The organism is Butyrivibrio sp. WCD3002, assembly GCF_000424265.1.
Lineage (GTDB): Bacteria > Bacillota > Clostridia > Lachnospirales > Lachnospiraceae > Butyrivibrio.
The window spans coordinates 737,943-761,116 of the sequence record NZ_AUJO01000001.1 but is presented as its reverse complement, the minus strand read 5'-3'; the positions used below and the strand labels follow the sequence as shown (position 1 = coordinate 761,116).

The window sequence follows — 23,174 nt, the reverse complement described above, 5'->3', positions numbered from 1 at the left end:
CGCAATTACACAAAATGGATTGAAACTTATTAAAAATGATAATATTATGTTTATAAGAACAGGGAGGAGAGATAACGTTTCTAACGGGGTCTCTTATACCCTGTGTTTTTTTATTTAAAAATAATCTGATGTTCTGCTCGGTATTTTGCAGAGGTTAAGTATGGTTTATTCTAATCAGTTCGACGTAGCCGGAATAATGGTTATACTTACCAGCTTAATATGTGCATGGCTAAGACCAAAGTTCATGAAAAACTTCAGTGTTTATCTGAAGTTATTAATCATGCTTGCAATTGCTTATAATACTCTGGACTTCGCAACCATTCTCTTTATAAAACTGAAAAATCCCGGAACCTGGTTTGTCACATATTTTCTGCTTGTTCTGTATTTTATTGTGGTTTTCATGTTCCCATACAGGGCTACGCTGTATTTTTATGAGATATGCGGTGAAAAATGTAACCCGCTCATTTTGAGAATTCCTCTTTATGCAATGCTTGTTCTTGCAACTGTTGGAAATATGTTCTTTGACTTTTTCTTTAAGCTTGATAAAGAAACCATGGAATATTCCCAGGGAATTGGTACCTATGGTGTGCTTTTGTTTTACCTTTACTGCGCAATAATTGTCGGAGACTGCGCATTAAAACATAAGAGATTCCTGGGAATCATGAGATTAAGGATGCTGGTTGTGCTGTTTTTTGTGACGATCTTTAATGTCGTTTATCAGGTGCTGTTCCCGGAGGCATCAATTACCGGCCTTGTACTGGCTCTTAGCGTTGCGCTTCTCATTGTTGTGTTCTGCTTTATTGATGTAACCATAGATGATCTGACGGGGCTTAACAACAGAATAGGCTTCATCAGAGCCTGTGATGAACTGATGCACAAGCAGGACATGACCGGCTATAGCATGATAAAAATTCAGATTTATCACATGCAGGAGCTCAACGAGCGTACCGGTATGGATAATGGCGATAAGGTTTTGCTCCTTTTGGCAGATAATGTAAAGAAAGCTGTGGAGCAGAACAAGCACAAGGCGGTGTGCGGCAGAATTGGCGGAGATACCTTCGCTGTACTTACAGATGAAGAGCTATCCATCAATACCATGGCTGAATCAAATATCCCGGACTTCATACAAAATCCTCTTACGGGACTGGATTATGCTGTTTCCTTCTATGCCGGTGCATACAGGCTTGAGGAAGGCGATAATGATATAGACAGTATGCTTGATCACGCAGGCTATGCGCTAAAATGGGTATCCGGTAATTTTAAGACCAACGTAGCGTTTTATGACAACGATATCAGAAAAGAGGATGAACACAGAAAAGCTGTAGAGCAGAAGGTCAGAAATGCTATTGCTGAGAGGGAATTCAAGGTTTATCTGCAGCCTGTCTGTAACACCATGACAAGAGAAAGAGTCAGCGCCGAGGCCCTTGTCAGATGGATCGATTCTAAAAACCAGATGATTAATCCTTCAGATTTCATTCCGATTCTTGAAAAGAACGGCTTTGTTACTGAGCTTGATTTATATGTCCTTGAAGACGTCTGCAGGATGCTAAGAGACTGGAACGAAGTTGGCATCGACATAGTTCCCGTGTCGGTTAATTTTTCCAGAGTTGATGTGGAGCATCCGGGAATTGTTGAAGATATAATTGCAATCGTTGATAAATACGAGCTGGATCACAACCTCATCAAGATAGAGCTTACAGAAAGTGCTTTCAGTGAAAATATCGGAAACATCATAAATACATTAAAACGCCTTCGTGAAGCGGGCTTTGTAATTATGATGGATGATTTTGGAAGTGGATATTCGAACCTTAATATGTTCAAGGATATGCCTATTGATGTGGTAAAAATTGATATGTATTTCCTTAGGAATATTGAAAATAGCGAAAGAGGCATGATAGTACTTGAATCAGTAGTTCAGATGGCAAAGAGACTTGGCTTGGAGATAGTAGTAGAGGGTGTTGAGACCCAGGAGCAGTACGACTATATCAGAAAGCTTCGCTGCGAGATGATCCAGGGCTATTATTTCGCAAAGCCGATGCCTTCCGAAATATTCCCGGATCAGGTTACTGCAGGGTAATTACAGACTTGGAGAACTCGGAAAATTCAGTTTTTCCAAGTGCAAGATCATATATATTTGATGCAAGCAAAGTCTCATTAAGGAGTCTTAGCTGCATATCATCAAGAACCTTAACTGAATCGGAAAGTCGTGAAATAACAGGGATGCGAGAGCATTCCTGTATTTTTTTCAGTAGAGGAGAGGCGTTCTTATTGAGGCCCAGAATTCTTGCATAGGAAGTAAACTCAGTCTTATCACCTGCATATTCGGATAAATTCTCAGCCTTTATATCAAGAAGTATATGTAAAAGTGCGCGGCTTATCCTTGTATATGCGATATCCTTGCTCTTAAGCTTTATGATAAAAGCTGATATCTGTTTATAATCCTTTAAATTCGCAGCAATTTTATCTGAAAGGTCAGAGCTTACATCTGCAAAAGCAGTGTAACCACTGTTTTTATGCAGTAGAAGCTTGTAATGAAGAAAACAGGATAAATCATCAACGGTCATTATGGCCTTTTCATTATTTGTAAGATGGTTTTTGATAATGGAAAAAACATCTTCAGGGACGTTTTGCGAAATAACTGACAGAACAGACTGACCGTTATCATTCTCCAAAATATCACTTCCTTCCAGAAGCTTTCTTATGGACTCAGCAGAGGACAGCGTGCCTTCAGCATCGGTATCGTGATAACCAGCGCCTTCTCTTTTTATGGAAACAGGCTTAATAGAGCTTCCCTGCAAAATAAGAGCCTTGATATACTCTGTCCCGAGGATATCGTTTGGCGCAGAAAAAGAATCGGTATCTAGTCCGGTGATTTCAGATAAAGCCCTTGCTCTTGCAGCTGCGTAGCTCATGCCGCTTTTTACGTATTCCTTTATCTTATCGCTGAGCTCTAAAGGCTCGTTCGCAAGAAGCTCAGCTGCTTTGGACATTCCCAAAAGGTTATCCGTTTCGGAACCAAAGCCAAGGAAATCGACACAGCCAAGACCGTTTAAAACAGATACAGCGCCGCCCGCAAAATACTCGGCACTTCCTGTGCTGTAATAAACCGGCAGCTCCAGGACAAGGTCAGCTCCGCAGGAAAGAGCCATTTTTGTTCTGAGCATCTTGTCAAAGATGGCAGGGCAGCCTCTTTGGGTATAGTCACCGCTCATTACTACGACAACATAATCAGAGGCTGTTTTTTCTTTGAGCGCTCTGATTGCATATTCGTGACCGTTATGAAATGGATTGTATTCGGCGATTATCCCCAGTACCTTCATAAAATTACCTGTATACGTATGATTTTTTATAATTAAATAAGTAAATGTTTTATAACTTATTCATTATAGTGTGCTACAATATTAAAACACAAGTTAAAACAATAACCATAAATATATATGGACATGGAGGTAATAATGAAGATTTTAGTTATCAATTGCGGAAGCTCATCTCTTAAGTTTCAGCTCATTGATTCAGACTCAGAAAAGGTAATAGGTAAGGGCCTTTGTGAGAGAATCGGCATCGACGGTAGAATAAGCTTTACTCCCGGTGATGGCGATAAGATTACAAAGGATACAGCTATTCCGGATCACAACCGCGCAATTACTCTTGTTATTGAGGCACTTACAGATGCACAGACAGGCGTAATCAAGTCTCTTGATGAGATAGGTGCAGTTGGACATCGTATCGTACACGGCGGTGAGAAATTCACAAAGTCAGTTATCATTGACGAGGATGTTATTAAGGCTATCGAGGAAGTAAGTGACCTTGCTCCTCTTCACAATCCCGCAAACCTTATCGGTATCAGAGCATGCCAGAGTGCTATGCCCGGCGTACCTATGGTTGCAGTATTTGACACAGCATTCCATCAGACAATGCCCGAGGAAGCATTCCTTTACGGAATTCCTTATGCTCTCTATGAAAAGTACAAGATCCGCAGATACGGCTTCCACGGCACAAGCCACTCTTATGTAAGTAAGAGAGCAGCAGATATGCTTGGAAAAGACTACAGCGAGCTTAAGACTATCGTTTGCCACCTTGGTAACGGTGCATCTGTTTCTGCAGTTAAGAACGGCAAATGCGTAGATACATCAATGGGTCTTACACCTCTTGAAGGTCTTATCATGGGAACCAGAAGTGGTGACATCGATCCTTCCGTTGTTGAGTTTATCATGAAAAAAGAGGGCATCGATGTAGCAGAGGCAGAGAACCTTCTCAATAAAAAGTCAGGTGTTCTTGGCCTTTCAGGTGATGTATCCTCTGATTTCAGAGATCTTGAGGATGGATATTTTAACGGCGATAAGGGCTGTATCAGAGCAATCAATACCTTCTGCTACAGAGTTGCAAAATATGTCGGCGCTTACGCAGCAGCTATGGACGGAGTAGATTGCATCTGCTTCACAGCAGGCGTTGGTGAGAACGGACCTCTTGTAAGAGATCTCATCTGCCAGAGACTTGGTTTCCTTGGTGTTAACCTCGATAAGGAAGCAAATGAAGTTCATGGTAAAGAGAAGGTTGTATCAACACCTGATTCAAAGGTTAAGGTTCTTGTTGTTCCCACAAACGAGGAGCTTGCCATTGCAAGAGATACAAACGAGCTTTGCTCAAAGTAATTTTCGTTAAGAGTGAATCTAATTCAAAATAACGGATAATATAAAACGGCAGTTGTCATGAAAATCTGACAGCTGCCGTATTTAATAGCAATTCATTTATTTGTTGCAGTTTTGAGAATACTTCTTTGGCGAGATACCAACGGATTTTGTAAAGGCCTTAAGGAAATTACTGTAATCCACAAATCCGCATTTTTCACAGACTTCACTTACTCCGTAGCCTTCAGCCAAAAGTGATTTAGCAATACTGATCCTTCTGGCGGTCATATACTTGTTTATTGTGGTTCCCGTAGTATTCTTAAAAATCCTGCAAATATAGCTCTCGCTTATATAAAACTCCTTTGAGAGCTTTGCGATACTTATCGGACTGTTAATATTTTTATTAATATAGGATAAAATAGCATCTACCTGATCGTTGTAGGTTCCTGATATAATAGTATCGTTATTTGCATTAATTATTATGCTGTTGATCATAACAAAGAGCTCGGTAAAAGCTGAACGCTCAACCAAATCCCTGCCATAACCGTTGTTAGAAAGTATTTTGTTTATAAAGAAAAGGAAGCGGTTTTGCTGTTCCTGGGAGAGACTGAGCTTGTGAGCAAAGCCATGCTCCTTACTGTGGAAGCAGTAGTCCAGATCGGTCTCGGCACTTGATATTTTTTTCATGAAATCTGGATGTATCATTATTACAATACGTTCATGAAGCTCTTTATCAATCTGACTGAGATAGTGGGAATCGTACTGATTGATCAGGAAAAGATCTCCGGGATTTATATCGTAGACCTTATTATCTATAAGAAACTGCTTGCCGCCGGATATGGAAAAATAGACCTCGTAGCAGTCGTGAATATGCATTTCCATTGCTTTCTCATCCTTATAAAGATGAGCGATAGAAAAGTATTTGTTTTCAATGCTGTTTAGCATGGCTTCCTTGCAGGAATTGAGTTCTTTCATGTGTTTACGATGCTCCGTTATGCTTGTAATCTACAAAGTTAAAAAAATCGTTGACAATCACGAATTCAACGCATATAATAGCATAAGTGTGTTGACTAATGCAAATGACCATTTGTTATGGTTCATGATATGAACGCTGTAAGGAGGTGTTACCGAATGTCTATCTGCCCGAAGAATAAGTCTTCCAAGGGTCACAGAGACCAGAGAAGAGCAAACTGGAAAATGACTGCTCCCACACTGGTTAAGTGCAGCCACTGTGGCGCGCTTATGCAGCCTCACAAGGTTTGCAAGAAATGTGGCTACTACAACAAGAAGAGCGTTGTAGCAAACGAGGATTGATTGTAAATGAGATATAAAAGCTCGGACTTCAAATTGAAGCCCGAGTTTTTTTATGCCCTTTATCCTTGTTTTACCCTCGCTTGTATTATAGAATAATATAGTTGAATAAAATGTTTTTTGGAGGTTGAAATGGCTGAACTTGTAAGAGTTGCAGTTGATGCAATGGGCGGAGATAATGCGCCCGGGGAGATCGTTAAGGGGGCTGTCGATGCTCTGGCTGAGTCCGACAGACTTAAAATTTTTCTTGTTGGTAAAGAGCAGCTTGTTAACGAGGAGCTTTCTAAATATACCTATGATAAGGAAAGACTCGAGGTTGTAAATGCTGAGGAAGTCATAGAAATGGCTGAACCGCCTGTGCTTGCGATTCGTACCAAGAAGGATTCGTCTATAGTAAAGGCTATGTTTATGGTTAAGCATGGCGAAGCTGATGCCTATGTTTCTGCCGGAAGTACCGGTGCAACACTTGTGGGTGGTCAGGTAATCGTAGGAAGACTTAAGGGTGTTGAGAGAGCACCTCTTGCTCCGCTTATTCCTACTGAGAAAGGCGTAGCGCTTCTTATTGATTGCGGCGCTAATGTAGATGCAAGACCTTCACATCTCGTACAGTTCGCCAAGATGGGTTCGGTATACATGCAGAATGTATGCGGCATTTCCAATCCCAGAGTTGGAATTGTTAATATAGGCGCTGAGGAGGAGAAGGGTAATGCACTTGTAAAGGAGACCTTCCCGCTTCTTAAAAACTGTCCCGATATAAATTTCATCGGTTCTGTTGAGGCAAGAGATATACCTGCAGGAACTGCTGACGTTATTGTATGTGAGGCATTTACAGGCAATGTGGTTCTTAAGATGTATGAAGGCGTTGCCAAGACTCTTTTAAAGGTTGTTAAGAATGGCCTTATGAGCAACTTAAGAGCTAAGATTGGCGGACTTTTAATCAAGCCTACGCTTAAATCAGTTCTTAAGGATTATGATACGGAAAAATACGGCGGAGCTCCCATGCTTGGTCTTTCAGGTCTTGTTGTTAAGACCCACGGAAGTGCCAAGGCTATAGAGGTTAAGAACAGTATTTTGCAGTGCGTAACCTTTAAGGAGCAGAACATTGCAGAGAAGATTCAGCAGGCTATATCTGCTGAGGAATAAGTCTTTATGCCGGCTTGGCAGAAAATACTTGTAAGCCCAAATAAATGGTATTATAGTTTTTGTTACTACAATTACTTGTAATAAAATAAAAAAGAAATTTTGCAAAGGATGGAATATTATGGAATTCGAAAAGTTAAAGAAAGTTATTGCTGATGTACTTAATGTTGATGAGGGTGAGATCACTCTTGATTCTACTTTTACTGATGACCTCGGAGCAGATTCTCTTGATGTTTTCCAGATCATCATGGGTATCGAGGATGAGTTCGATGTTAAGATCGACGCTGATCTTGCTGAGAAGATCACAACAGTAGGTGAGGCAGTAGAGCTTCTTAAGAAGGCTAGAAACGAAGCCTGAGATAAATACCACGAGTAGGGGAGATTATATCTTTCCTACTCGATTTTAGAATAAAAAATGGGAGTTGTTTATGATAGGGGAGCAGGAACTTACCGAACTTGAAAATAAAATAGGCTATACATTTAAGGATAGGAACCTTCTTCTTCAGGCTCTTACCCATAGCTCTTATGCTAACGAGCAGAAAATCAACAAGCGCAGGGACTACGAGAGAATAGAGTTCCTGGGTGATGCTGTACTTGAGTTAGTATCCAGTCATTATCTGTATGAGAAATATCCCAATAAAAAAGAAGGAGAGATGACAAAGCTTCGCGCATCCATGGTATGTGAGCCTGCGCTTTCTTATTGTGCGCAGGAGATCGAGCTTGATAAATATATCTTTCTTGGAAAAGGTGAAGAGGCTACAGGCGGACGCCACAGAGAGTCAATAATCGCAGATGTCATGGAGGCTCTTATCGGTGCCATCTATCTCGACAGCGGTCTTGATGCAGCTAAAAAGCATATAGAGAAATATATCCTCGATAATCCCGAGGAGAAAAAGATATTTTATGATAGCAAGTCAGTTCTGCAGGAAATGGTGCAGAAGGACGACAAGGGAGAACTTCGTTATGAAATTTGTGGCGAAAGTGGCCCTGAGCATGATAAAATATTCGAGTCTGCCGTTTACGTGGGCAGTATAAAATTGGGAGAGGGGTCAGGAAAGACCAAGAAGGCAGCCGAGCAGAAGGCGGCTTATCAGGCTATCCTGAAACTAAAAGAAAAGTAATATGTATTTAAAAAGCATTGAAATTCACGGCTTTAAGTCATTCGCAAATAAAATAAAACTTGAATTTCACAATGGAATATCCGGCATAGTCGGACCTAACGGATCAGGTAAGAGCAATGTCGCTGATGCAGTGAGATGGGTTCTCGGTGAACAGCGTATTAAACAGCTCCGTGGCGGCACTATGACGGATGTTATTTTTGCAGGAACAGAGCTTAGAAAACCTCTGGGCTATGCATACGTCGCAATTACGCTTGATAATTCAGATCATGCGCTTCCTATTGAATATGATGAAGTAACTGTCTCCAGACGCCTTTACAGGTCCGGAGAGAGTGAATATATGATAAATGGTAATACCTGCAGGCTCAAAGATGTAAATGAGCTTTTTTATGATACAGGTATCGGTAAAGAGGGCTATTCTATCATCGGACAGGGTCAGATTGACCAGATCCTTTCAAGTAAGCCCGAGGACAGACGTAATCTTTTTGATGAAGCTGCCGGAATCGTTAAGTTTAAATCAAGAAAAGATACTGCGATAAAGAAGCTTGAGCAGGAAAAGCAGAATCTTACCCGTGTAAATGATATTTTATCCGAGCTGGAGAAGCAGGTTGAGCCTTTGGAGAAGCAGTCAGAGGTTGCCAAGGTATATTTAAAGCACAAGGAAGAACTTAAAAGTCTTGACGTGAATATGTTCCTTCTTGAGAACGAAGCTCAGAAGAAAAACCTTGCAGAATCTGAGGAGAATCTTGAAGTGGCTTCCAAACAGCTCACTGAAGCTCAGGAAAAGTACGAGGATACCAAGGCTGAGTACGAGGGAATTCAGGAGGAAATCGAGACTCTCGATCATGAGATTGAGGAAGCCAGAGCCAAGATTACAGATACCTCCGTTAAGAGAGAAAAACTCGAAGGCCAGATCGGTATCATGAATGAACAGATTCGTTCTGCCACTAATGATTCAGAGCATTTTGAGAGACGCAAAAAGGACGAGGAAGAAAAGATAGCCGAGAAGGAGAAGGAAAAAGACAAGGTCCTTGCCGAGAAAGAGGTTATCGATAAAGAACTTGAAGTCCTCTCCGGAGACAGAGCAAAAGCCAGAGAAAAGCTCGATGGCATAATGACTCAGATAAATGAGATAAATACTGAGGTTGAGAATTGTAAGAGTAAGATAATCGAGACCCTGTCAGAGAGATCTACCATAAAGTCCCGTATCAGTTCACTGGATACCAGACAGGAGCAGATCAACATAAGGAAGGCGGAGCTTACAGGTAAGCTTGTAAAGGCCCGCTCCGATGAATCTGCACAGGAAGAGATTATTAAGAACCTGAACGCTCAGTTTGAACAGATCACCGAAGAGATCAGGACCATGAATCAGAAACAGAAGGATTCTGAGAATGAGCTTGCAGGTATCAGAGATAAGCTTTCACAGAAGGATGCCAAGCTTCGTGATGAGCAGAATCTTTACACTCAGGCAAAGTCCAAGCTGGATGCTCTTAGTAACTTAACTGAGAGATATGAAGGCTACGGCGGAAGTGTCAAGAAGGTAATGGAACACAAGGCTGACACACCCGGTATCATCGGTGTTGTTGCCGACATTATAAAGACACAGCCTAAATACGAGACAGCTATTGAAATTGCCCTTGGCGGTAATATTCAGAATATAGTAACGGATGATGAAGAGACAGCTAAGGAAATGATTGCCTTCCTTAAAAAATCGAAGGCAGGACGTGCAACATTCCTTCCTCTTACAAGTATCCGTGATCCTCAGGAGTTTAAGGCACAGGAAGCTCTTAATGAAAAGGGCGTGCTTGGTATGGCTGATGAGCTGGTTGATACTGAGGATAAATACAGAAGTGTTGCCAAGGCAATGCTTGGCAGAATTGTGGTTGTAGATACAGTAGATAACGCTGTTTTAATCGCAAGAAAATATAAGTACACTATCCGTATGGTTACCCTTGAAGGAGAACTTCTTGTTCCCGGCGGTGCCATCAGTGGCGGTACCTTCAGAAACAGCTCCAATCTTCTCGGAAGACGAAGAGAGATGGATGAACTTGAGGCAGATGTTAAGAAGCACAAGGAAAATATCGCTCTTTTCCAGAAGGAGATTGAGGACACCAAGAAGCACAGAAATGAGCTTCGCGTTACTGTTGAAGAATTAAGAACAGCACTGCAGACTAAGTTTATCGAGCAGAATACTGCCCGTATAAATGTAGAAAATGAGAAGGAGCGCCAGGCTCAGCAGAAGGGCAACTACTCTGACCTTAAGGCTGAGAGCGAGTCCATCGAGCAGCAGATGCTGGATATCCAGAAGGAACGCGAGGATTCAAAGGCAGCTCTTGAGCAGTCAGAGAAAACAGAAGCTGAGCAGTCAGCAAAGGTTTCTGAATTCCAGACCAAACTTGAAACTCTTCATGAAGAGGAAGAGAAGGAATCCGAGAACGTATCCGCATGGGATATTGAATACGAGAAGATTCTCCAGAAGGAGACCTTCGAGAAACAGAATCTTGATCGTATAGAGGGTGAGATCAAAACAGAGCAGGATGCTCTTGATGAGATCATTGCATCCATTAAACAGAATAATGAAATTTTGGAACAGCGTAAGAAGGACATCGAGGAGATTAAGCTCACAATCGAGAGTTCTAAGGATGTTCAGACTGATGTAAGCAAGGCTCTTGAAGAAAAGAGAGCAAAGAAGGACGAACTTACAGCTTCTCAGAAGAACTTCTTCAAGATGACTGAGGAACTGAATCAGACTATAAATGGTCTTGATAAAGAAGTTACAAGGCTCACTGCAAGATGCGAGAGAAGTAAGGAAGCAATTGAAACTCAGATCAACTACATGTGGGATGAGTATGAGATAACTCTTACAGATGCTGCATCCATGCGAGATGAGACCATGACTGATATGCCTGCAATGAAGAGACAGATTTCTTCACTTAAGGATGCAATCAGAAAGCTTGGCGATGTAAATGTCAATGCCATTGAGGATTACAGAATCCTCATGGAGCGTTATACTTTCATGAAGACTCAGCATGATGATCTAATTGCAGCTGAGCAGCAACTTCGCGAGATAATCACAGAGCTGGATGAATCCATGAGAAAGCAGTTCATTGACCAGTTCCAGAAGATTCAGACAGAGTTCGATAAGGTATTTAAGGAAATGTTCGGCGGCGGTAAAGGTACCCTTGAGCTGGTTGAGGATGAGGATATCCTTGAAGCAGGTATCAGAATCAATGCTCAGCCACCGGGCAAAAAGCTTGTTAACATGATGCAGCTCTCCGGTGGAGAGAAGGCCCTTGCGGCCATCGCGCTTTTGTTTGCGATTCAGAACCTTAAGCCTTCACCCTTCTGTCTCCTTGATGAGATTGAAGCGGCACTTGATGAGAACAACGTTGTTCGTTTTGCACATTATCTCCATAAACTTAAATCCACGCAGTTTATTGTCATCACACACAGGCGTGGTACAATGGAAAGTGCTGACAGACTTTATGGTATTACAATGCAGGAGAAGGGTGTATCTACTCTTGTTAGTGTTAATTTGATTGATAAGGAGCTTACGGATTAATGGCAGGCGGTTTTTTTGCAAAACTACAGGATGGACTCACTAAGACAAAGGAAGGAGTTGTTAAGGGCATAAACAATGTTCTTAGTAATTTCTCAAGTGTCGATGAGGATTTCTACGAGGAGCTTGAAGAGACTCTCATAATGGGTGACATTGGAATCAATGCCACAAGCCGCATTATGGATAAACTCAGAGAGCAGGTAAGAGACAGACATATAACTGACACAGCAGAATGTAAGGAACTTCTTATAGAGAACATCCGTGAACAGATGCGTACCAAAGAGAACGCTTATGAATTTGAAAATCAGAAGACAGTTATCTTTGTTATAGGCGTTAACGGTGTTGGTAAGACCACATCCGTTGGTAAGCTTGCTGCACATTTCAGAAAAAAAGGCAAAAAGGTCCTTGTGGCTGCGGCAGATACCTACAGAGCAGGAGCTACAGAACAGCTCAGAGAGTGGACAAACAGAGCTGAAGTACCGCTTGTTGCTGGAAAAGAAGGTGCTGATCCCGCTAGCGTTATTTATGATGCAGTTTCATCATTCCGTTCAAAAGATATTGATATTTTGATGATTGATACTGCCGGAAGACTTCACAATAAAAAGAATCTTATGGAAGAGCTTTCCAAGATGAACAGGATTCTTGATAAGGAGCTTCCCGGTGTAAGACGTGAGAACTTTATTGTTCTCGATGGTACAACCGGACAGAATGCTATTTCACAGGCGAGAGAATTCGGTGAGGTTGCGGATCTTACGGGAATCGTTCTTACCAAGCTTGATGGAACAGCCAAGGGTGGTATTGCGGTAGCAATCGTATCCGAGCTTAATATTCCGGTTAAATACATCGGAGTTGGAGAAGGTCTTGATGATCTTGAGAGATTTGAATCTGATCAGTTTGTTGATGCACTTTTTAGCTAATTTGGAGGATAAAAATGGGGAAACAGGAGAGCTTAACGCTTCCGGCTTTTGAGGAAGCCTATGAATGTGTGAAAAAGGTAACACTGGATACTAAACTTATCTACAGTGATTATTGGAGCCAGGTTACAGGCGGAAAGGTTTACTTAAAGCCTGAGAACCTTCAGAGAACAGGTGCCTACAAGGTACGCGGAGCATATTATAAGATCATGACCCTCAGTGATGAGGAGAGAGAAAAGGGTCTTATCACAGCTTCAGCAGGAAACCATGCACAGGGTGTTGCCTATGCTGCTAAGGCTTATGGTGTAAAGGCTACCATCGTAATGCCTACTTCAACCCCTCTTATCAAGGTAAACAGAACCAAAGCCCTTGGCGCAGAGGTTATTCTTCACGGTGATGTGTATGATGATGCCTGCGATATGGCACTTAAGCTTGCTGATGAGCACGGCTACACCTTTGTTCATCCCTTTGATGACCTTGATGTGGCTACAGGTCAGGGAACCATCGCAATGGAGGTTATCAAAGAGCTTCCTACAGTAGATATGATTCTGGTTCCGATTGGTGGAGGCGGTCTTGCGACCGGCGTTGCAACTCTTGCAAAGCTTCTTAATCCCAAGGTTCAGATCATCGGTGTTGAGCCTGAGGGCGCCAGCTGCATGAAGGAGAGTCTTAAGAACGGAAAGGTTACTACACTTCCTTCAGTAAACACAATTGCAGACGGTACTGCGGTTAAGACTCCCGGTGAAAAGATTTTCCCTTATATTCAGAAATATATTGATGATATCGTAACTGTTCCCGATGAGGATCTTGTAGTTTCCTTCCTTGATATGGTTGAGAATCACAAGATGGTAGTTGAGAACTCCGGACTGTTATCCGTGGCTGCACTTAAGCAGCTTGATACCAAGGATAAGAGAGTTGTCTGCGTACTTTCAGGCGGTAACATGGACATTATCACAATGTCTTCCGTAGTACAGCAGGGACTGATCCTCAGAAATCGTATCTTTACGGTATCTGTACTTCTTCCGGATAAGCCGGGACAGCTTGCTGCGGTTGCAGATATTATTGCAAAGACAAACGGTAATGTTATCAAGCTTGAGCATAATCAGTTTGTTTCAATCAACAGAAGTGCAGCTGTTGAACTTCGTATTACTTTGGAGGCATTTGGCAGCGAACATAAGGAGCAGATAATTCAGACTCTTGAAGAGCATGGTTATAAGCCGAAGATTGTTCGCACCAACATTTAATATATGACTTATGTAGAGAAAATCACCAAAAAGGGAACAGATTATTTTCTGATAACAATAGGTGCTTTGTTTTATGCGGTGGGTACCAGCTTTTTCAATGATCCTAACAACATTGCACCGGGAGGTCTTACAGGAGCGGCAATTGTACTTAACAGACTTGTTCCTATAGGAACCGGTGTATGGTTCATGATCATGAACGTGCCTATACTGTTTCTGGCTATTTATAAATTTGGTATCAGATTTACAATTTCGACCATTTATGCGACTTCGATGATATCAGTATTTACCGATCTGCTTGCAAAGTACTGCATGAGGTTTGCGGTTTATGATGTAATCCTTGGTGTGATTTTTGGTAGCGTACTTGTGGCTGTGGGAATTGGTATAACATTTAAATGCCATGCAACCACAGGCGGAACGGATGTAATAATAAAACTCCTACGGCAGAAATATCCGCATATCAAGACAGGTGTGTTGTTTTTACTTAGCGATATGTTTGTTATTTCATTTGCGGGAGTTGTTCTTAAGGATATCAAGGTTGTCCTTTACTCACTTCTGGGAGTTGTTATCACTTCCTACGTTATCGATTTTGTTCTGTACGGACGTGATGGCGCAAAACTGATTTACATTATTTCTGATAAGACGGATAATATTACAGGAAGGCTTTTAGAGGAGCTCGACGTTGGAGCAACCCATATTTTTGGACAGGGTGCTTACAGCGGAGAACAGAAAAAGGTAATCCTCTGTGCCATTAAAAAAAGATTATCACCTCTTGCAGAGGACATTGTACGTGAAGAAGATCCTGATGCATTCATGATTGTCAGCAGTGCTTCTGAGATTTTCGGTGAAGGATACAAGAGCTATTTTGACGAACGGATTTAATGCTTATGAAAAAGAATGACCATCAAAACAGCAAAATGGTTCGAAAAACCAAGGATATAATATCAATAATTTTTCTAAGTCTGGTGAGCCTTTTAGCGCTCACCTTCTGTATAGGATTACTTCTTTCCAATGCTGACCTGAGAAGGCGTATCGAAGCTAAGACCAGTGAGCTTGATGCCATTGAAAAAGAGGGCTATTTCACCACTGCTCAGACGGAGCAGCTGGTTGAAAATGCTGCAGCTGAGGCAGAGTCCGAGACACTGACGAATGTAAGGACACAGTTTAAGGATATACTTGGCAGCAAAGGAAGTCTTACGGCTATCAGGGATATGTTTCCTGATGATATTATAGTCGCATCTAACGGAGAATATCTTTTTTACCCAATTGATGAAAATATGGAGAGACACGGATTTAAGGCTGAGGATTTCAGAGTCAGCTCCAACGGCAAGCTTGATTACATCGGCCCGGATGAAAGTGTTCAGCCTCAATTTGGAATAATGGTCTCAAGATATAACGGTGAAATAAATTTTGAGAATGTTAAGTCTGTAGGGGTGGACTTTGTAATGGTGAGAGTCGGACTTCGCGGTTCTTCCGAGGATGCGTCCCTGGTTGAGGATGATTTTTTCAGACAGAATGTGAACGGTGCTCTGGCTGCAGGACTTAAGGTTGGCGTATATTTTGATTCCTCTGCAATAAATGCAAGGGAAGCTGAAGAGGAGGCGGATTATATCCTTTCTCTTATTAGCCCTTATGAAATTACTTATCCTGTTGCAATAATGATTGAAGCTTCAGACAGTCCTGAATCAAGAACGGTTAATCTTACTTCTTCGGATTATACAAAAATAATCGATTCTTATTGCGGTAAGGTTAAGGATGCCGGCTACAAGCCTATGATTTATGGAAATATCGTGGCATATACGGAATACATCGAACCTGAAATGCAAAAGAAATATCCTGTCTGGTTTTCTTTTAATGGCGACAGACCTTACTATCCCTACCGCTTTGATATGTGGGAATATACCAGAAACGGTTATATTTACGGTATTGATGGCGGCGCCAATTTCATAATGTGTATGACAGATTATTCAACAGATGAAGAGTAGGATGAATGAAATGGAAAAATTTGATTACGGGATCATCAAGGATCCTACAATTTTTAAAATAAATACACTCCCTGCACATGCGGATTTTATTCCTTATGCCAGCGATGAGGAGTGTAATTCTAAATCTGCCCTGGCAAAGGACAGAGTGCCCTATGATTCTTCACTTAGGATGAGTCTAAACGGTATCTGGAAGTTTTCTTATGCCAATAATATGAACAGCGTTATAGCAGGCTTTGAAGCGCCTTCCTATGACTGCTCCGGTTGGGACGATATAAGGGTTCCTTCCAATATTCAGTTTGAGGGCTATGATGAGCCTACCTACGTTAATACCCAGTATCCCTGGGAGGGACACGAGGATATTGAGCCGGGACAGGTACCGGAGATATTTAATCCCACAGGAAGCTATATTAGGTATTTTGAGGTGCCTGCTAACTGGAATAAGGATGATAAGGTTTGCATTTCCTTTCAGGGTGTTGAATCAGGATACGCATTCTGGGTAAATGGGAAATTTGCAGGTTACAGCGAGGATAGCTTTACTCCTTCTGATTTTGATATCACAGAGTTTTTGCAGGAGGGCGTAAATAAGCTGGCAGTTCAGGTTTATAAATGGACCTCTTCAAGCTGGCTTGAGGATCAGGATATGTTCCGCTTATCAGGAATTTTCCGCGATGTATTTCTTTATACAAAGCCTGCCGTACATGCAGAGGATATCAGAATAGAGGCTATTCCTTATGATGAGTTTATAAACGGTAATCTCAGTATTCAGGTTAAGACCAATGCCCAAAACGCAAAGGTGGCCTATGAGCTTTATATGCCCTTTGACTGCAATGCTGAGGCAGTAGCAGCATCCGGCATTATTGATGTAACAGCCGGGGAAGGCTCTGCCCATGAAAAGATCGGTAACGTTAAGCTTTGGAGTGCAGAAAAGCCGCAGTTTTACGAGCTTCGTCTTAAATTTATGGATGAAGCCGGCAAAGTATATGAGGTTGTACGTGAAAAGGTTGGCTTTAGAAAATTTGAGATGAAGGATGGCATCATGTGCCTTAACGGCAAGAGAATTGTTTTCTATGGCGTTAACAGACATGAGTTTTCCTGCGATTTTGGAAGAAGCCCAAGGCGCGAAGAGGCATATCTTGACCTTTGCACCATGAAGCAGAATAACATCAATGCTATAAGAACATGCCACTATCCGGATGATGTTTATATCTATCATCTTTGTGACGAGCTTGGAATTTATCTTATAGCAGAAAACAATATGGAGACCCACGGCAGATGGAATTCCATTATAGCCGGCGAACTTTCCATTGAGAAATCACTTCCCGGAGATAACGACAACTACAGGCAGATGATGCTTGACCGCGTTAATTCCACCTATGAGAGAGATAAAAATCATCCCGCAATTCTTATCTGGTCCGTTGGAAATGAGTCCTACGGCGGAGATGTAATACGTGATATGGCTGATCTTTTCCGTAAGAAGGATAAGGAGAGGCTTGTGCACTATGAAGGACTTTTCTGGGACAGAAGGTATAATGAGACCTCAGACATGGAAAGTCAGATGTATACTTCCGTAGTTAACGTTGAGAAGTTTTTGGAGGAGCATCCCGAAAAGCCTTTTATCATGTGTGAATACATGCATGCCATGGGAAATTCTATCGGCGGTATGTTTAAATACATAGATCTTACTGAGAGAAATCCCAGATTCCAGGGCGGATTCATATGGGATTATGTGGATCAGTCCGTAAGAACAAAGAATCGCTATGGTGTTGAGTATCAGGCCTACGGCGGAGATATCGGAAGACGTCCCTGCGATTATAATTTCAGTGGTAACGGCATCGTTGATGGCACAAGAAAGCCCTATGCAAAAATGCAGGAGGTCAAGAGATGCTATCAGCCCTTTAGAATTGACTTTGTAACAGGTGCAGACACAGATGATAACTATCTTGCAGTGGCGATTGATCCAAAGAGTGTAAAGGCTAAGATTTTTAACAGAAATCTTTTCACTGACGCAAAGGAACTGGATTTTTATTTAAAAATATCTGCCTATGGTAAGGAAATATTAAGCGAGCAGCTTGATATTTCAGTAAAGCCCGGAGAAGAAGTACTTTTTGATATCACTTCCTATCTTGAGAAAGCAAAAGATATTCTTAAGACAAGTCCTGTTAGTGTATCTAAGGATACCGGACTTGTGGGAAATAATACAGAGCTCGTAGTTTCTCTATCCGCAAGAAACAGGATGAAGACCTGTTATAGTGATGCGGGTTATGAAGTAGCCTTTGGAGAAAAGGCAGTACTTGTAAGTGTAGCTACAGCGGTTGAAGGCTGCAGCTCCTATGCACCGCAGCATTCCTTTAAGGTAGTTAAGAGTCATGACAATATCGGCGTAAGAGGCGACAATTTCGAAGTGCTTTTCTCTAAGCCCCTTGGCGGCATGGCATCATATATCTATGCGGGAAAAGAGATGATAAGAACAGCTCCGAGGCCGAATTTCTGGAGAGCTGCAATTGAGAATGATAACGGAAACAGGGATCCGCTCAGAATGGCTATGTGGAAGACTGCAAGCTGCTTCCAGTCGAAAGTGTCTCCCAACGGTCCGAGTACTTATTCGGGGGCACCTGATGACGGACAATATCCCAAGCTCACTGAGAACGGTGATTCTGTAGAAGTAGTATTTAGAAGATACATAGCAACTTATCCTATCACCTGCTGCTATGTGACATATACAGTGTTTAAGGATGGCAGTGTGAGGGTTAGCCTTGATTACGATAAGGCAGAGGGGACTCCAGATATGCCTGAGTTTGGCTTCATGTTCTTTATGGATGCGGACTATGATCATCTTCAGTGGTACGGAATGGGTCCTGAAGAGACCTATTGCGATAAAAACCTTGGCGGAAAGCTGTCTGTTTACAATAACCTTGTAAAGGATAATGTTCAGCCTTATCTTGTGCCTGAGGAAACCGGCAACAAGACAGGAGTAAGATGGGCTAAGGTTACAGATGTAAAGGGTCGTGGCCTTATTTTCAGAGGCTATGATGATGGAACTAAATACTTAGATAAATATATGAGCAGGCCGGGAACTATGGAGTTTTCAGCACTTCCCTACACACCGGATCAGCTTGATGAAGCGAAGCATCCCTACGAGCTTCCCCCTGTTAATCAGACAGTTGTAAGATGTATTTTGAAGCAAATGGGTGTTGGCGGAGATGACACCTGGGGAGCAAGACCTCACGAAGAATTCAGAATAAGCGGTGAGCAAAAGCTTCATTTCACCTTTGAATTCAAGGGCATTTAAAGATGTAAAGTAAAAATACTTGACAGCTGGTTATATATGCGGTACTATATCACACGTGCGATTAGTACCGCATTTCTTTTTGCGTGAAACAGTTCGGAGATGAGATGGAGAAGATTGTAGAACAGGGTCTTTTATACGACTACTATGGTGAGCTTTTAACTGAGCACCAGAAAAATATATATGAAGATGCAGTCTACAACGATATGTCTCTCGTAGAGATAGCCGAACAGTACAATATCAGCAAGCAGGGTGTACACGACATAATCAGGCGCTGCACCAAATCTCTTGAAGGATATGAAGAGAAGCTTGGAATGATAGAGAGAACAGGGAAGATTCGCGAGCAGCTGGATTTTTTAGCTAAGGCTGCTGTTGACGAGACCATAGATCAGAAGACACTTCGTGACAGAATCATGAAGACAGTAGACGGTATTACCAGGGAGTTGTCATAATATATGGCTTTTGAGAGTTTATCAGATAAATTACAAAATGTATTTAAGAATCTTCGCGGCAAAGGTAAGCTTACTGAGGATGATGTAAAGGTTGCCATGAAGGAAGTTAAGATGGCACTTCTTGAAGCTGATGTAAACTTCCGCGTTGTTAAATACTTTGTAAATAAGGTGCAGGAGAGAGCTATCGGTGAAGACGTGCTTAATGGTCTTAATCCTGCACAGATGGTTATAAAAATTGTTAATGAGGAACTGACAGACCTTATGGGTTCTGAGATTACTGAGATTCAGTTCCAGCCCGGTAAGAGCATCACAGTCATTATGATGTGCGGCCTTCAGGGTACAGGTAAGACCACCACTGCAGCCAAGATTGCAGGAAAGGTCAAGCTTAAGGGTAAAAAGCCTCTGCTTGTTGCCTGTGATATTTACAGACCTGCGGCTATTGATCAGTTAAAGATCAATGCTGAGAAGCAGGAAGTTGATTTCTTCTCAATGGGAACAGATGTTAATCCCGTTGATATCGCAAAGGCAGCTATCGAGCATGCTGAGAAAAACAATGAAAACGTTGTTATTCTCGATACAGCAGGACGTCTTCAGATTGACGAAGACATGATGCAGGAGCTTATCAATATTAAAGAAGCCGTTACGGTTCATCAGTCACTTCTTGTAGTTGATGCCATGACCGGTCAGGCGGCAGTAGATGTTGCAGTACAGTTCAATGACCGCATAGGTGTTGACGGAATCGTCCTCAGTAAGATGGACGGTGACACCAGAGGCGGTGCTGCATTATCAGCAAGACAGGTTACCGGAAAGCCGATTTTATATGTAGGTATGGGCGAGAAGCTCTCAGATCTTGAGCCTTTCTATCCCGACAGAATGGCTAGCCGTATACTTGGAATGGGCGATGTGCTCAGTCTTATAGATAAAGCTGTTGAAGCTAATCGCGAGATGGATGAACAAAAAGAACGCGAGATGGCTTCCAAGATGAAGAAGGGCAAGATTGATTTCGAGATGTATCTTGAATCAATGAAGCAGATGCGCAACATGGGCGGCCTTGGTGCCATCATGGGAATGCTTCCCGGAATGGGCAAGATAAGCGATGACAGTCTTCCTGATGAAAAGCAGCTTGCAAAGATGGAAGCTATTGTGCTTTCAATGACACCTGAGGAAAGACGCAATCCCAAGCTTATGAATCCCCAGAGGAAATACAGAATAGCTAAGGGCTCAGGTAATGATATCGCCGATGTTAACCGCTTCATTAAGCAGTTTGATCAGATGCAGAAGATGATGAAGCAGATGCCCGGAATGATGGGCAAAAAAGGCAGACGAGGCTTTGGCGGATTCCCGGGAATGGGAAAAGGCGGCTTTGGTAAATTCTTTTGATATGAGAGTTCGGTAACACCATCCGAATTTTACATATAGCTACTACATTTTATTTATTTTTATATGGAGGATTATTAAAAATGGCAGTAAAAATTAGACTTAAGAGAATTGGTAAAAAGAAGGTTCCTTTTTATCGTATCGTTGTTTCTGATTCTAAGTTCCCTGTAAACGGAAAGTTCATCGAGGAGATCGGAACTTACGATCCTAACACAGATCCCAGCACATGCAAGGTTAACGAGGAGCTCGCTAAGAAGTGGCTCAGCAACGGTGCTCAGCCTACAGACGTAGTTAAGAAGATCTTCAAGCAGGCTGGTATCAAATAATTACCGGACGAGACTTTTTAGCTTAGTACAATAAAACTAGGGGAAAATTCATGAAAGAATTGGTAGAAGTAATTGCAAAGTCTCTGGTTGACAATCCGGATGAGGTTGTTGTAAACGAGAAAAAAGATGGCCGAAACATCATTTTAGAGCTGCATGTTGCACCCTCTGACATGGGTAAAGTTATCGGCAGACAGGGAAGGATTGCAAAGGCTATCCGCTCTGTTGTTAAGGCAGCATCTACCAGAGAGAATCTTAAAGTTGATGTCGAGATAGTTGATTGATTATCGACATAATAAGACACCGATAATATTAGCAGCCGGATAAAGTTAAGTGCTTTATTCGGCTGTCTTAAGTTAAGTAGTGCACTTTGCAGAGCTTTTGTGGCTTAGTGGTAGCTATGCAGGTACACTTGGCGAGGTTTTTGATGAATTTTTACATTATGACATTATTTCCCGAAATGGTTCTTTCGGGACTTAAGACCAGCATACTTGCCCGTGGTATGGACAATGGCTATATCCATGTTGAGGCCTATAATATCAGGGATTATGCTGATAATAAACATAACAAGGTTGATGATTATACCTATGGAGGCGGTGCAGGCATGCTTATGCAGGCACAGCCTATTTACAGCTGCTATCAGGACATAATGAAAAATATTAAGGAGAAGGATCCTGATGCAAGCGTAAGAGTTGTATATGTCACACCTCAGGGAAGTGTCTTTAACCAGAATATGGTAAGAGAATTTTCACAGTCGGATAATATCATATTTCTGTGCGGCCATTACGAGGGAATAGATGAGAGAGTCTTAGAAGAGATAGTCACTGATTATGTTTCTATCGGAGATTATGTGCTTACAGGCGGCGAGCTTCCTGCAATGGTTATGATAGACGCAATATCAAGGCTTGTTCCCGGTGTTTTAAATAACGAAGAATCTGCCCAGACAGAGTCTTTTGATGATGGGCTTTTGGAATATCCGCAGTATTCAAGACCGGAGGTTTGGATGGATAAAAAGGTGCCATCCGTTCTTTTGTCCGGAAATCATGCCAATGTAGACGTATGGCGATTCGAGAAATCTCTTGAGAGAACTAAGGAGAGACGACCTGAATTGTATGAAAAATACGTTGAGACTCATCCCGATGAGTTCACCGCCAAAAGTCTTAAGAAGAGGCGGAAGATTCTTGACAGAATTGCAGAAGCGGAAGAAAATTAATTTATCTTGTAAGAGAGAAAAATAGGATTAAGCATAGGAGCGAAAATTTGACAGAATATTTTGTTGTAGGTGTAATAGCATCTACTCACGGACTTAAGGGAGAGGTCAATGTTTTCCCGACAACAGATGATCCGCAGAGATTTAAAAAGCTGAAGAAGGTCATCCTTGATACTGGTCGTGAGGGCAAGAAAGAACTTAATATCGAGAAGGTTCGATTTGGTAATAAATTTGTAATCCTTAAATTCAAGGAATTTAACGATATTTCCGAGGTTGAGCGTTTTAGAAGCAAGGAGCTTATAGTAAGCCGTGAGGATGCTATTAAGCTTGAACCCGGTGAATATTATCTTGCAGACCTTGAAGGCATGAAGGTTGTGGATGAAGACGGTAACGAGCTTGGCTCAATAATCAAGGTTATACAGACGGGAGCCAATGACGTTTACGAGATGAAAAGGGCTGAGGCTGCAACTTCAGGCGAAGTAGATGATACTGTCATGATTCCCGGAATCAGGGAATGCGTAAAGAACATTGATATAGAAAATAAAGTGATGACCATTCATATTATGGATGGATTATTTGACTAATAATAGCAGCCGTGACAAAGGTCACAGGGAGCTATCATTTTACAGG

General features: G+C 41.9%; 20 protein-coding genes. 18 read left to right on the top strand and 2 right to left on the bottom strand.

What is annotated here, in order from left to right; all coding sequences use genetic code 11:
• Positions 1 to 160 precede the first annotated feature (160 nt).
• Entirely contained in the window at positions 161 to 2,077 is a 1,917-nt protein-coding gene (locus tag G608_RS0103160; RefSeq protein ID WP_026494809.1) for a putative bifunctional diguanylate cyclase/phosphodiesterase, read from the top strand.
• On the opposite strand, the gene G608_RS0103155 is transcribed toward G608_RS0103160, so the two are convergent.
• Positions 2,064 to 3,320 carry a nucleotidyltransferase gene (locus G608_RS0103155; protein WP_026494808.1) on the bottom strand — a complete coding sequence of 419 codons (1,257 nt, stop codon included), beginning with the start codon at positions 3,318 to 3,320 and terminating at the stop codon, positions 2,064 to 2,066. The genes G608_RS0103160 and G608_RS0103155 overlap by 14 nt on opposite strands.
• 135 nt (positions 3,321 to 3,455) lie before the next feature.
• Here G608_RS0103155 and G608_RS0103150 point away from each other — a divergent pair, with 135 nt between their 5' ends.
• Entirely contained in the window at positions 3,456 to 4,652 is a 1,197-nt protein-coding gene (locus G608_RS0103150; RefSeq protein WP_026494807.1) for an acetate/propionate family kinase, read from the top strand.
• A 96-nt stretch (positions 4,653 to 4,748) separates the two neighbouring features.
• Here G608_RS0103150 and G608_RS0103145 read toward each other — a convergent pair whose 3' ends face one another.
• Positions 4,749 to 5,603 carry an AraC family transcriptional regulator gene (locus G608_RS0103145; protein ID WP_026494806.1) on the bottom strand — a complete coding sequence of 285 codons (855 nt, stop codon included), beginning with the start codon at positions 5,601 to 5,603 and terminating at the stop codon, positions 4,749 to 4,751.
• A gap of 156 nt (positions 5,604 to 5,759) precedes the next feature.
• Between G608_RS0103145 and rpmF the strand changes: the two genes are divergently transcribed.
• The 16 genes from rpmF to rimM all read left to right on the top strand — a co-directional run bounded on the left by rpmF (position 5,760) and on the right by rimM (position 23,128).
• Entirely contained in the window at positions 5,760 to 5,942 is a 183-nt protein-coding gene (gene rpmF, locus G608_RS0103140; RefSeq protein ID WP_026490935.1) for a 50S ribosomal protein L32, read from the top strand.
• A gap of 129 nt (positions 5,943 to 6,071) precedes the next feature.
• The gene (gene plsX / locus G608_RS0103135; RefSeq protein ID WP_026494805.1) at positions 6,072 to 7,082 is read left to right on the top strand and encodes a phosphate acyltransferase PlsX; all 1,011 of its coding nucleotides are present in this window, start codon (positions 6,072 to 6,074) and stop codon (positions 7,080 to 7,082) included.
• A 118-nt stretch (positions 7,083 to 7,200) separates the two neighbouring features.
• On the top strand, positions 7,201 to 7,437 hold the full coding sequence (gene acpP, locus G608_RS0103130) for an acyl carrier protein (protein ID WP_026494804.1): 237 nt from the start codon (positions 7,201 to 7,203) through the stop codon (positions 7,435 to 7,437).
• Positions 7,438 to 7,507: 70 nt separating this feature from the next.
• A complete protein-coding gene (gene rnc / locus G608_RS0103125; protein WP_026494803.1) occupies positions 7,508 to 8,200 on the top strand; it encodes a ribonuclease III in 693 nt (230 codons plus the stop codon).
• 1 nt (position 8,201) lies between these two features.
• Positions 8,202 to 11,759: a chromosome segregation protein SMC gene (gene smc, locus G608_RS0103120; protein ID WP_026494802.1), complete on the top strand. Its 3,558-nt coding sequence runs from the start codon at positions 8,202 to 8,204 to the stop codon at positions 11,757 to 11,759.
• Entirely contained in the window at positions 11,759 to 12,673 is a 915-nt protein-coding gene (gene ftsY, locus G608_RS0103115) for a signal recognition particle-docking protein FtsY (protein ID WP_026494801.1), read from the top strand. The genes smc and ftsY overlap by 1 nt, the downstream gene beginning before the upstream one ends.
• 14 nt (positions 12,674 to 12,687) lie before the next feature.
• Positions 12,688 to 13,914 (top strand): threonine ammonia-lyase, encoded by a 1,227-nt coding sequence (ilvA, locus tag G608_RS0103110; protein WP_026494800.1) that lies wholly within the window; start codon positions 12,688 to 12,690, stop codon positions 13,912 to 13,914.
• Between the two features lie 3 nt (positions 13,915 to 13,917).
• Positions 13,918 to 14,793 carry a YitT family protein gene (locus tag G608_RS0103105; RefSeq protein ID WP_026494799.1) on the top strand — a complete coding sequence of 292 codons (876 nt, stop codon included), beginning with the start codon at positions 13,918 to 13,920 and terminating at the stop codon, positions 14,791 to 14,793.
• A gap of 5 nt (positions 14,794 to 14,798) precedes the next feature.
• A complete protein-coding gene (locus G608_RS22145; RefSeq protein ID WP_196810120.1) occupies positions 14,799 to 15,896 on the top strand; it encodes a GH25 family lysozyme in 1,098 nt (365 codons plus the stop codon).
• A gap of 10 nt (positions 15,897 to 15,906) precedes the next feature.
• The gene (locus G608_RS0103095) at positions 15,907 to 19,185 is read left to right on the top strand and encodes a glycoside hydrolase family 2 TIM barrel-domain containing protein (protein ID WP_026494798.1); all 3,279 of its coding nucleotides are present in this window, start codon (positions 15,907 to 15,909) and stop codon (positions 19,183 to 19,185) included.
• A gap of 104 nt (positions 19,186 to 19,289) precedes the next feature.
• On the top strand, positions 19,290 to 19,634 hold the full coding sequence (gene ylxM / locus G608_RS0103090; RefSeq protein ID WP_026494797.1) for a YlxM family DNA-binding protein: 345 nt from the start codon (positions 19,290 to 19,292) through the stop codon (positions 19,632 to 19,634).
• 3 nt (positions 19,635 to 19,637) lie between these two features.
• A complete protein-coding gene (gene ffh, locus G608_RS0103085) occupies positions 19,638 to 21,014 on the top strand; it encodes a signal recognition particle protein (protein WP_026494796.1) in 1,377 nt (458 codons plus the stop codon).
• An 80-nt stretch (positions 21,015 to 21,094) separates the two neighbouring features.
• Positions 21,095 to 21,337, top strand: a complete 243-nt coding sequence (gene rpsP, locus G608_RS0103080) for a 30S ribosomal protein S16 (protein WP_026494795.1) — start codon at positions 21,095 to 21,097, stop codon at positions 21,335 to 21,337.
• A gap of 50 nt (positions 21,338 to 21,387) precedes the next feature.
• Positions 21,388 to 21,618 (top strand): KH domain-containing protein, encoded by a 231-nt coding sequence (locus G608_RS0103075; RefSeq protein ID WP_026494794.1) that lies wholly within the window; start codon positions 21,388 to 21,390, stop codon positions 21,616 to 21,618.
• A 143-nt stretch (positions 21,619 to 21,761) separates the two neighbouring features.
• The gene (gene trmD, locus G608_RS0103070; protein ID WP_026494793.1) at positions 21,762 to 22,547 is read left to right on the top strand and encodes a tRNA (guanosine(37)-N1)-methyltransferase TrmD; all 786 of its coding nucleotides are present in this window, start codon (positions 21,762 to 21,764) and stop codon (positions 22,545 to 22,547) included.
• Positions 22,548 to 22,594: 47 nt separating this feature from the next.
• Positions 22,595 to 23,128, top strand: a complete 534-nt coding sequence (gene rimM, locus G608_RS0103065) for a ribosome maturation factor RimM (RefSeq protein WP_026494792.1) — start codon at positions 22,595 to 22,597, stop codon at positions 23,126 to 23,128.
• Positions 23,129 to 23,174: the final 46 nt, after the last annotated feature.

Coding starts and splice junctions, on each gene's coding strand:
- ilvA (WP_026494800.1), top strand. CDS start 12,688: ATGGGGAAACAGGAGAGCTTAACGCTTCCGGCTTTTGAGGAAGCCTAT.
- G608_RS0103095 (WP_026494798.1), top strand. CDS start 15,907: ATGGAAAAATTTGATTACGGGATCATCAAGGATCCTACAATTTTTAAA.
- ffh (WP_026494796.1), top strand. CDS start 19,638: ATGGCTTTTGAGAGTTTATCAGATAAATTACAAAATGTATTTAAGAAT.
- trmD (WP_026494793.1), top strand. CDS start 21,762: ATGAATTTTTACATTATGACATTATTTCCCGAAATGGTTCTTTCGGGA.
- G608_RS0103155 (WP_026494808.1), bottom strand. CDS start 3,320: ATGAAGGTACTGGGGATAATCGCCGAATACAATCCATTTCATAACGGT.
- rpmF (WP_026490935.1), top strand. CDS start 5,760: ATGTCTATCTGCCCGAAGAATAAGTCTTCCAAGGGTCACAGAGACCAG.
- ftsY (WP_026494801.1), top strand. CDS start 11,759: ATGGCAGGCGGTTTTTTTGCAAAACTACAGGATGGACTCACTAAGACA.
- G608_RS0103160 (WP_026494809.1), top strand. CDS start 161: ATGGTTTATTCTAATCAGTTCGACGTAGCCGGAATAATGGTTATACTT.
- G608_RS0103145 (WP_026494806.1), bottom strand. CDS start 5,603: ATGAAAGAACTCAATTCCTGCAAGGAAGCCATGCTAAACAGCATTGAA.
- smc (WP_026494802.1), top strand. CDS start 8,202: ATGTATTTAAAAAGCATTGAAATTCACGGCTTTAAGTCATTCGCAAAT.
- acpP (WP_026494804.1), top strand. CDS start 7,201: ATGGAATTCGAAAAGTTAAAGAAAGTTATTGCTGATGTACTTAATGTT.
- G608_RS0103105 (WP_026494799.1), top strand. CDS start 13,918: ATGACTTATGTAGAGAAAATCACCAAAAAGGGAACAGATTATTTTCTG.
- G608_RS0103075 (WP_026494794.1), top strand. CDS start 21,388: ATGAAAGAATTGGTAGAAGTAATTGCAAAGTCTCTGGTTGACAATCCG.
- rnc (WP_026494803.1), top strand. CDS start 7,508: ATGATAGGGGAGCAGGAACTTACCGAACTTGAAAATAAAATAGGCTAT.
- G608_RS22145 (WP_196810120.1), top strand. CDS start 14,799: ATGAAAAAGAATGACCATCAAAACAGCAAAATGGTTCGAAAAACCAAG.
- G608_RS0103150 (WP_026494807.1), top strand. CDS start 3,456: ATGAAGATTTTAGTTATCAATTGCGGAAGCTCATCTCTTAAGTTTCAG.
- rpsP (WP_026494795.1), top strand. CDS start 21,095: ATGGCAGTAAAAATTAGACTTAAGAGAATTGGTAAAAAGAAGGTTCCT.
- plsX (WP_026494805.1), top strand. CDS start 6,072: ATGGCTGAACTTGTAAGAGTTGCAGTTGATGCAATGGGCGGAGATAAT.
- ylxM (WP_026494797.1), top strand. CDS start 19,290: ATGGAGAAGATTGTAGAACAGGGTCTTTTATACGACTACTATGGTGAG.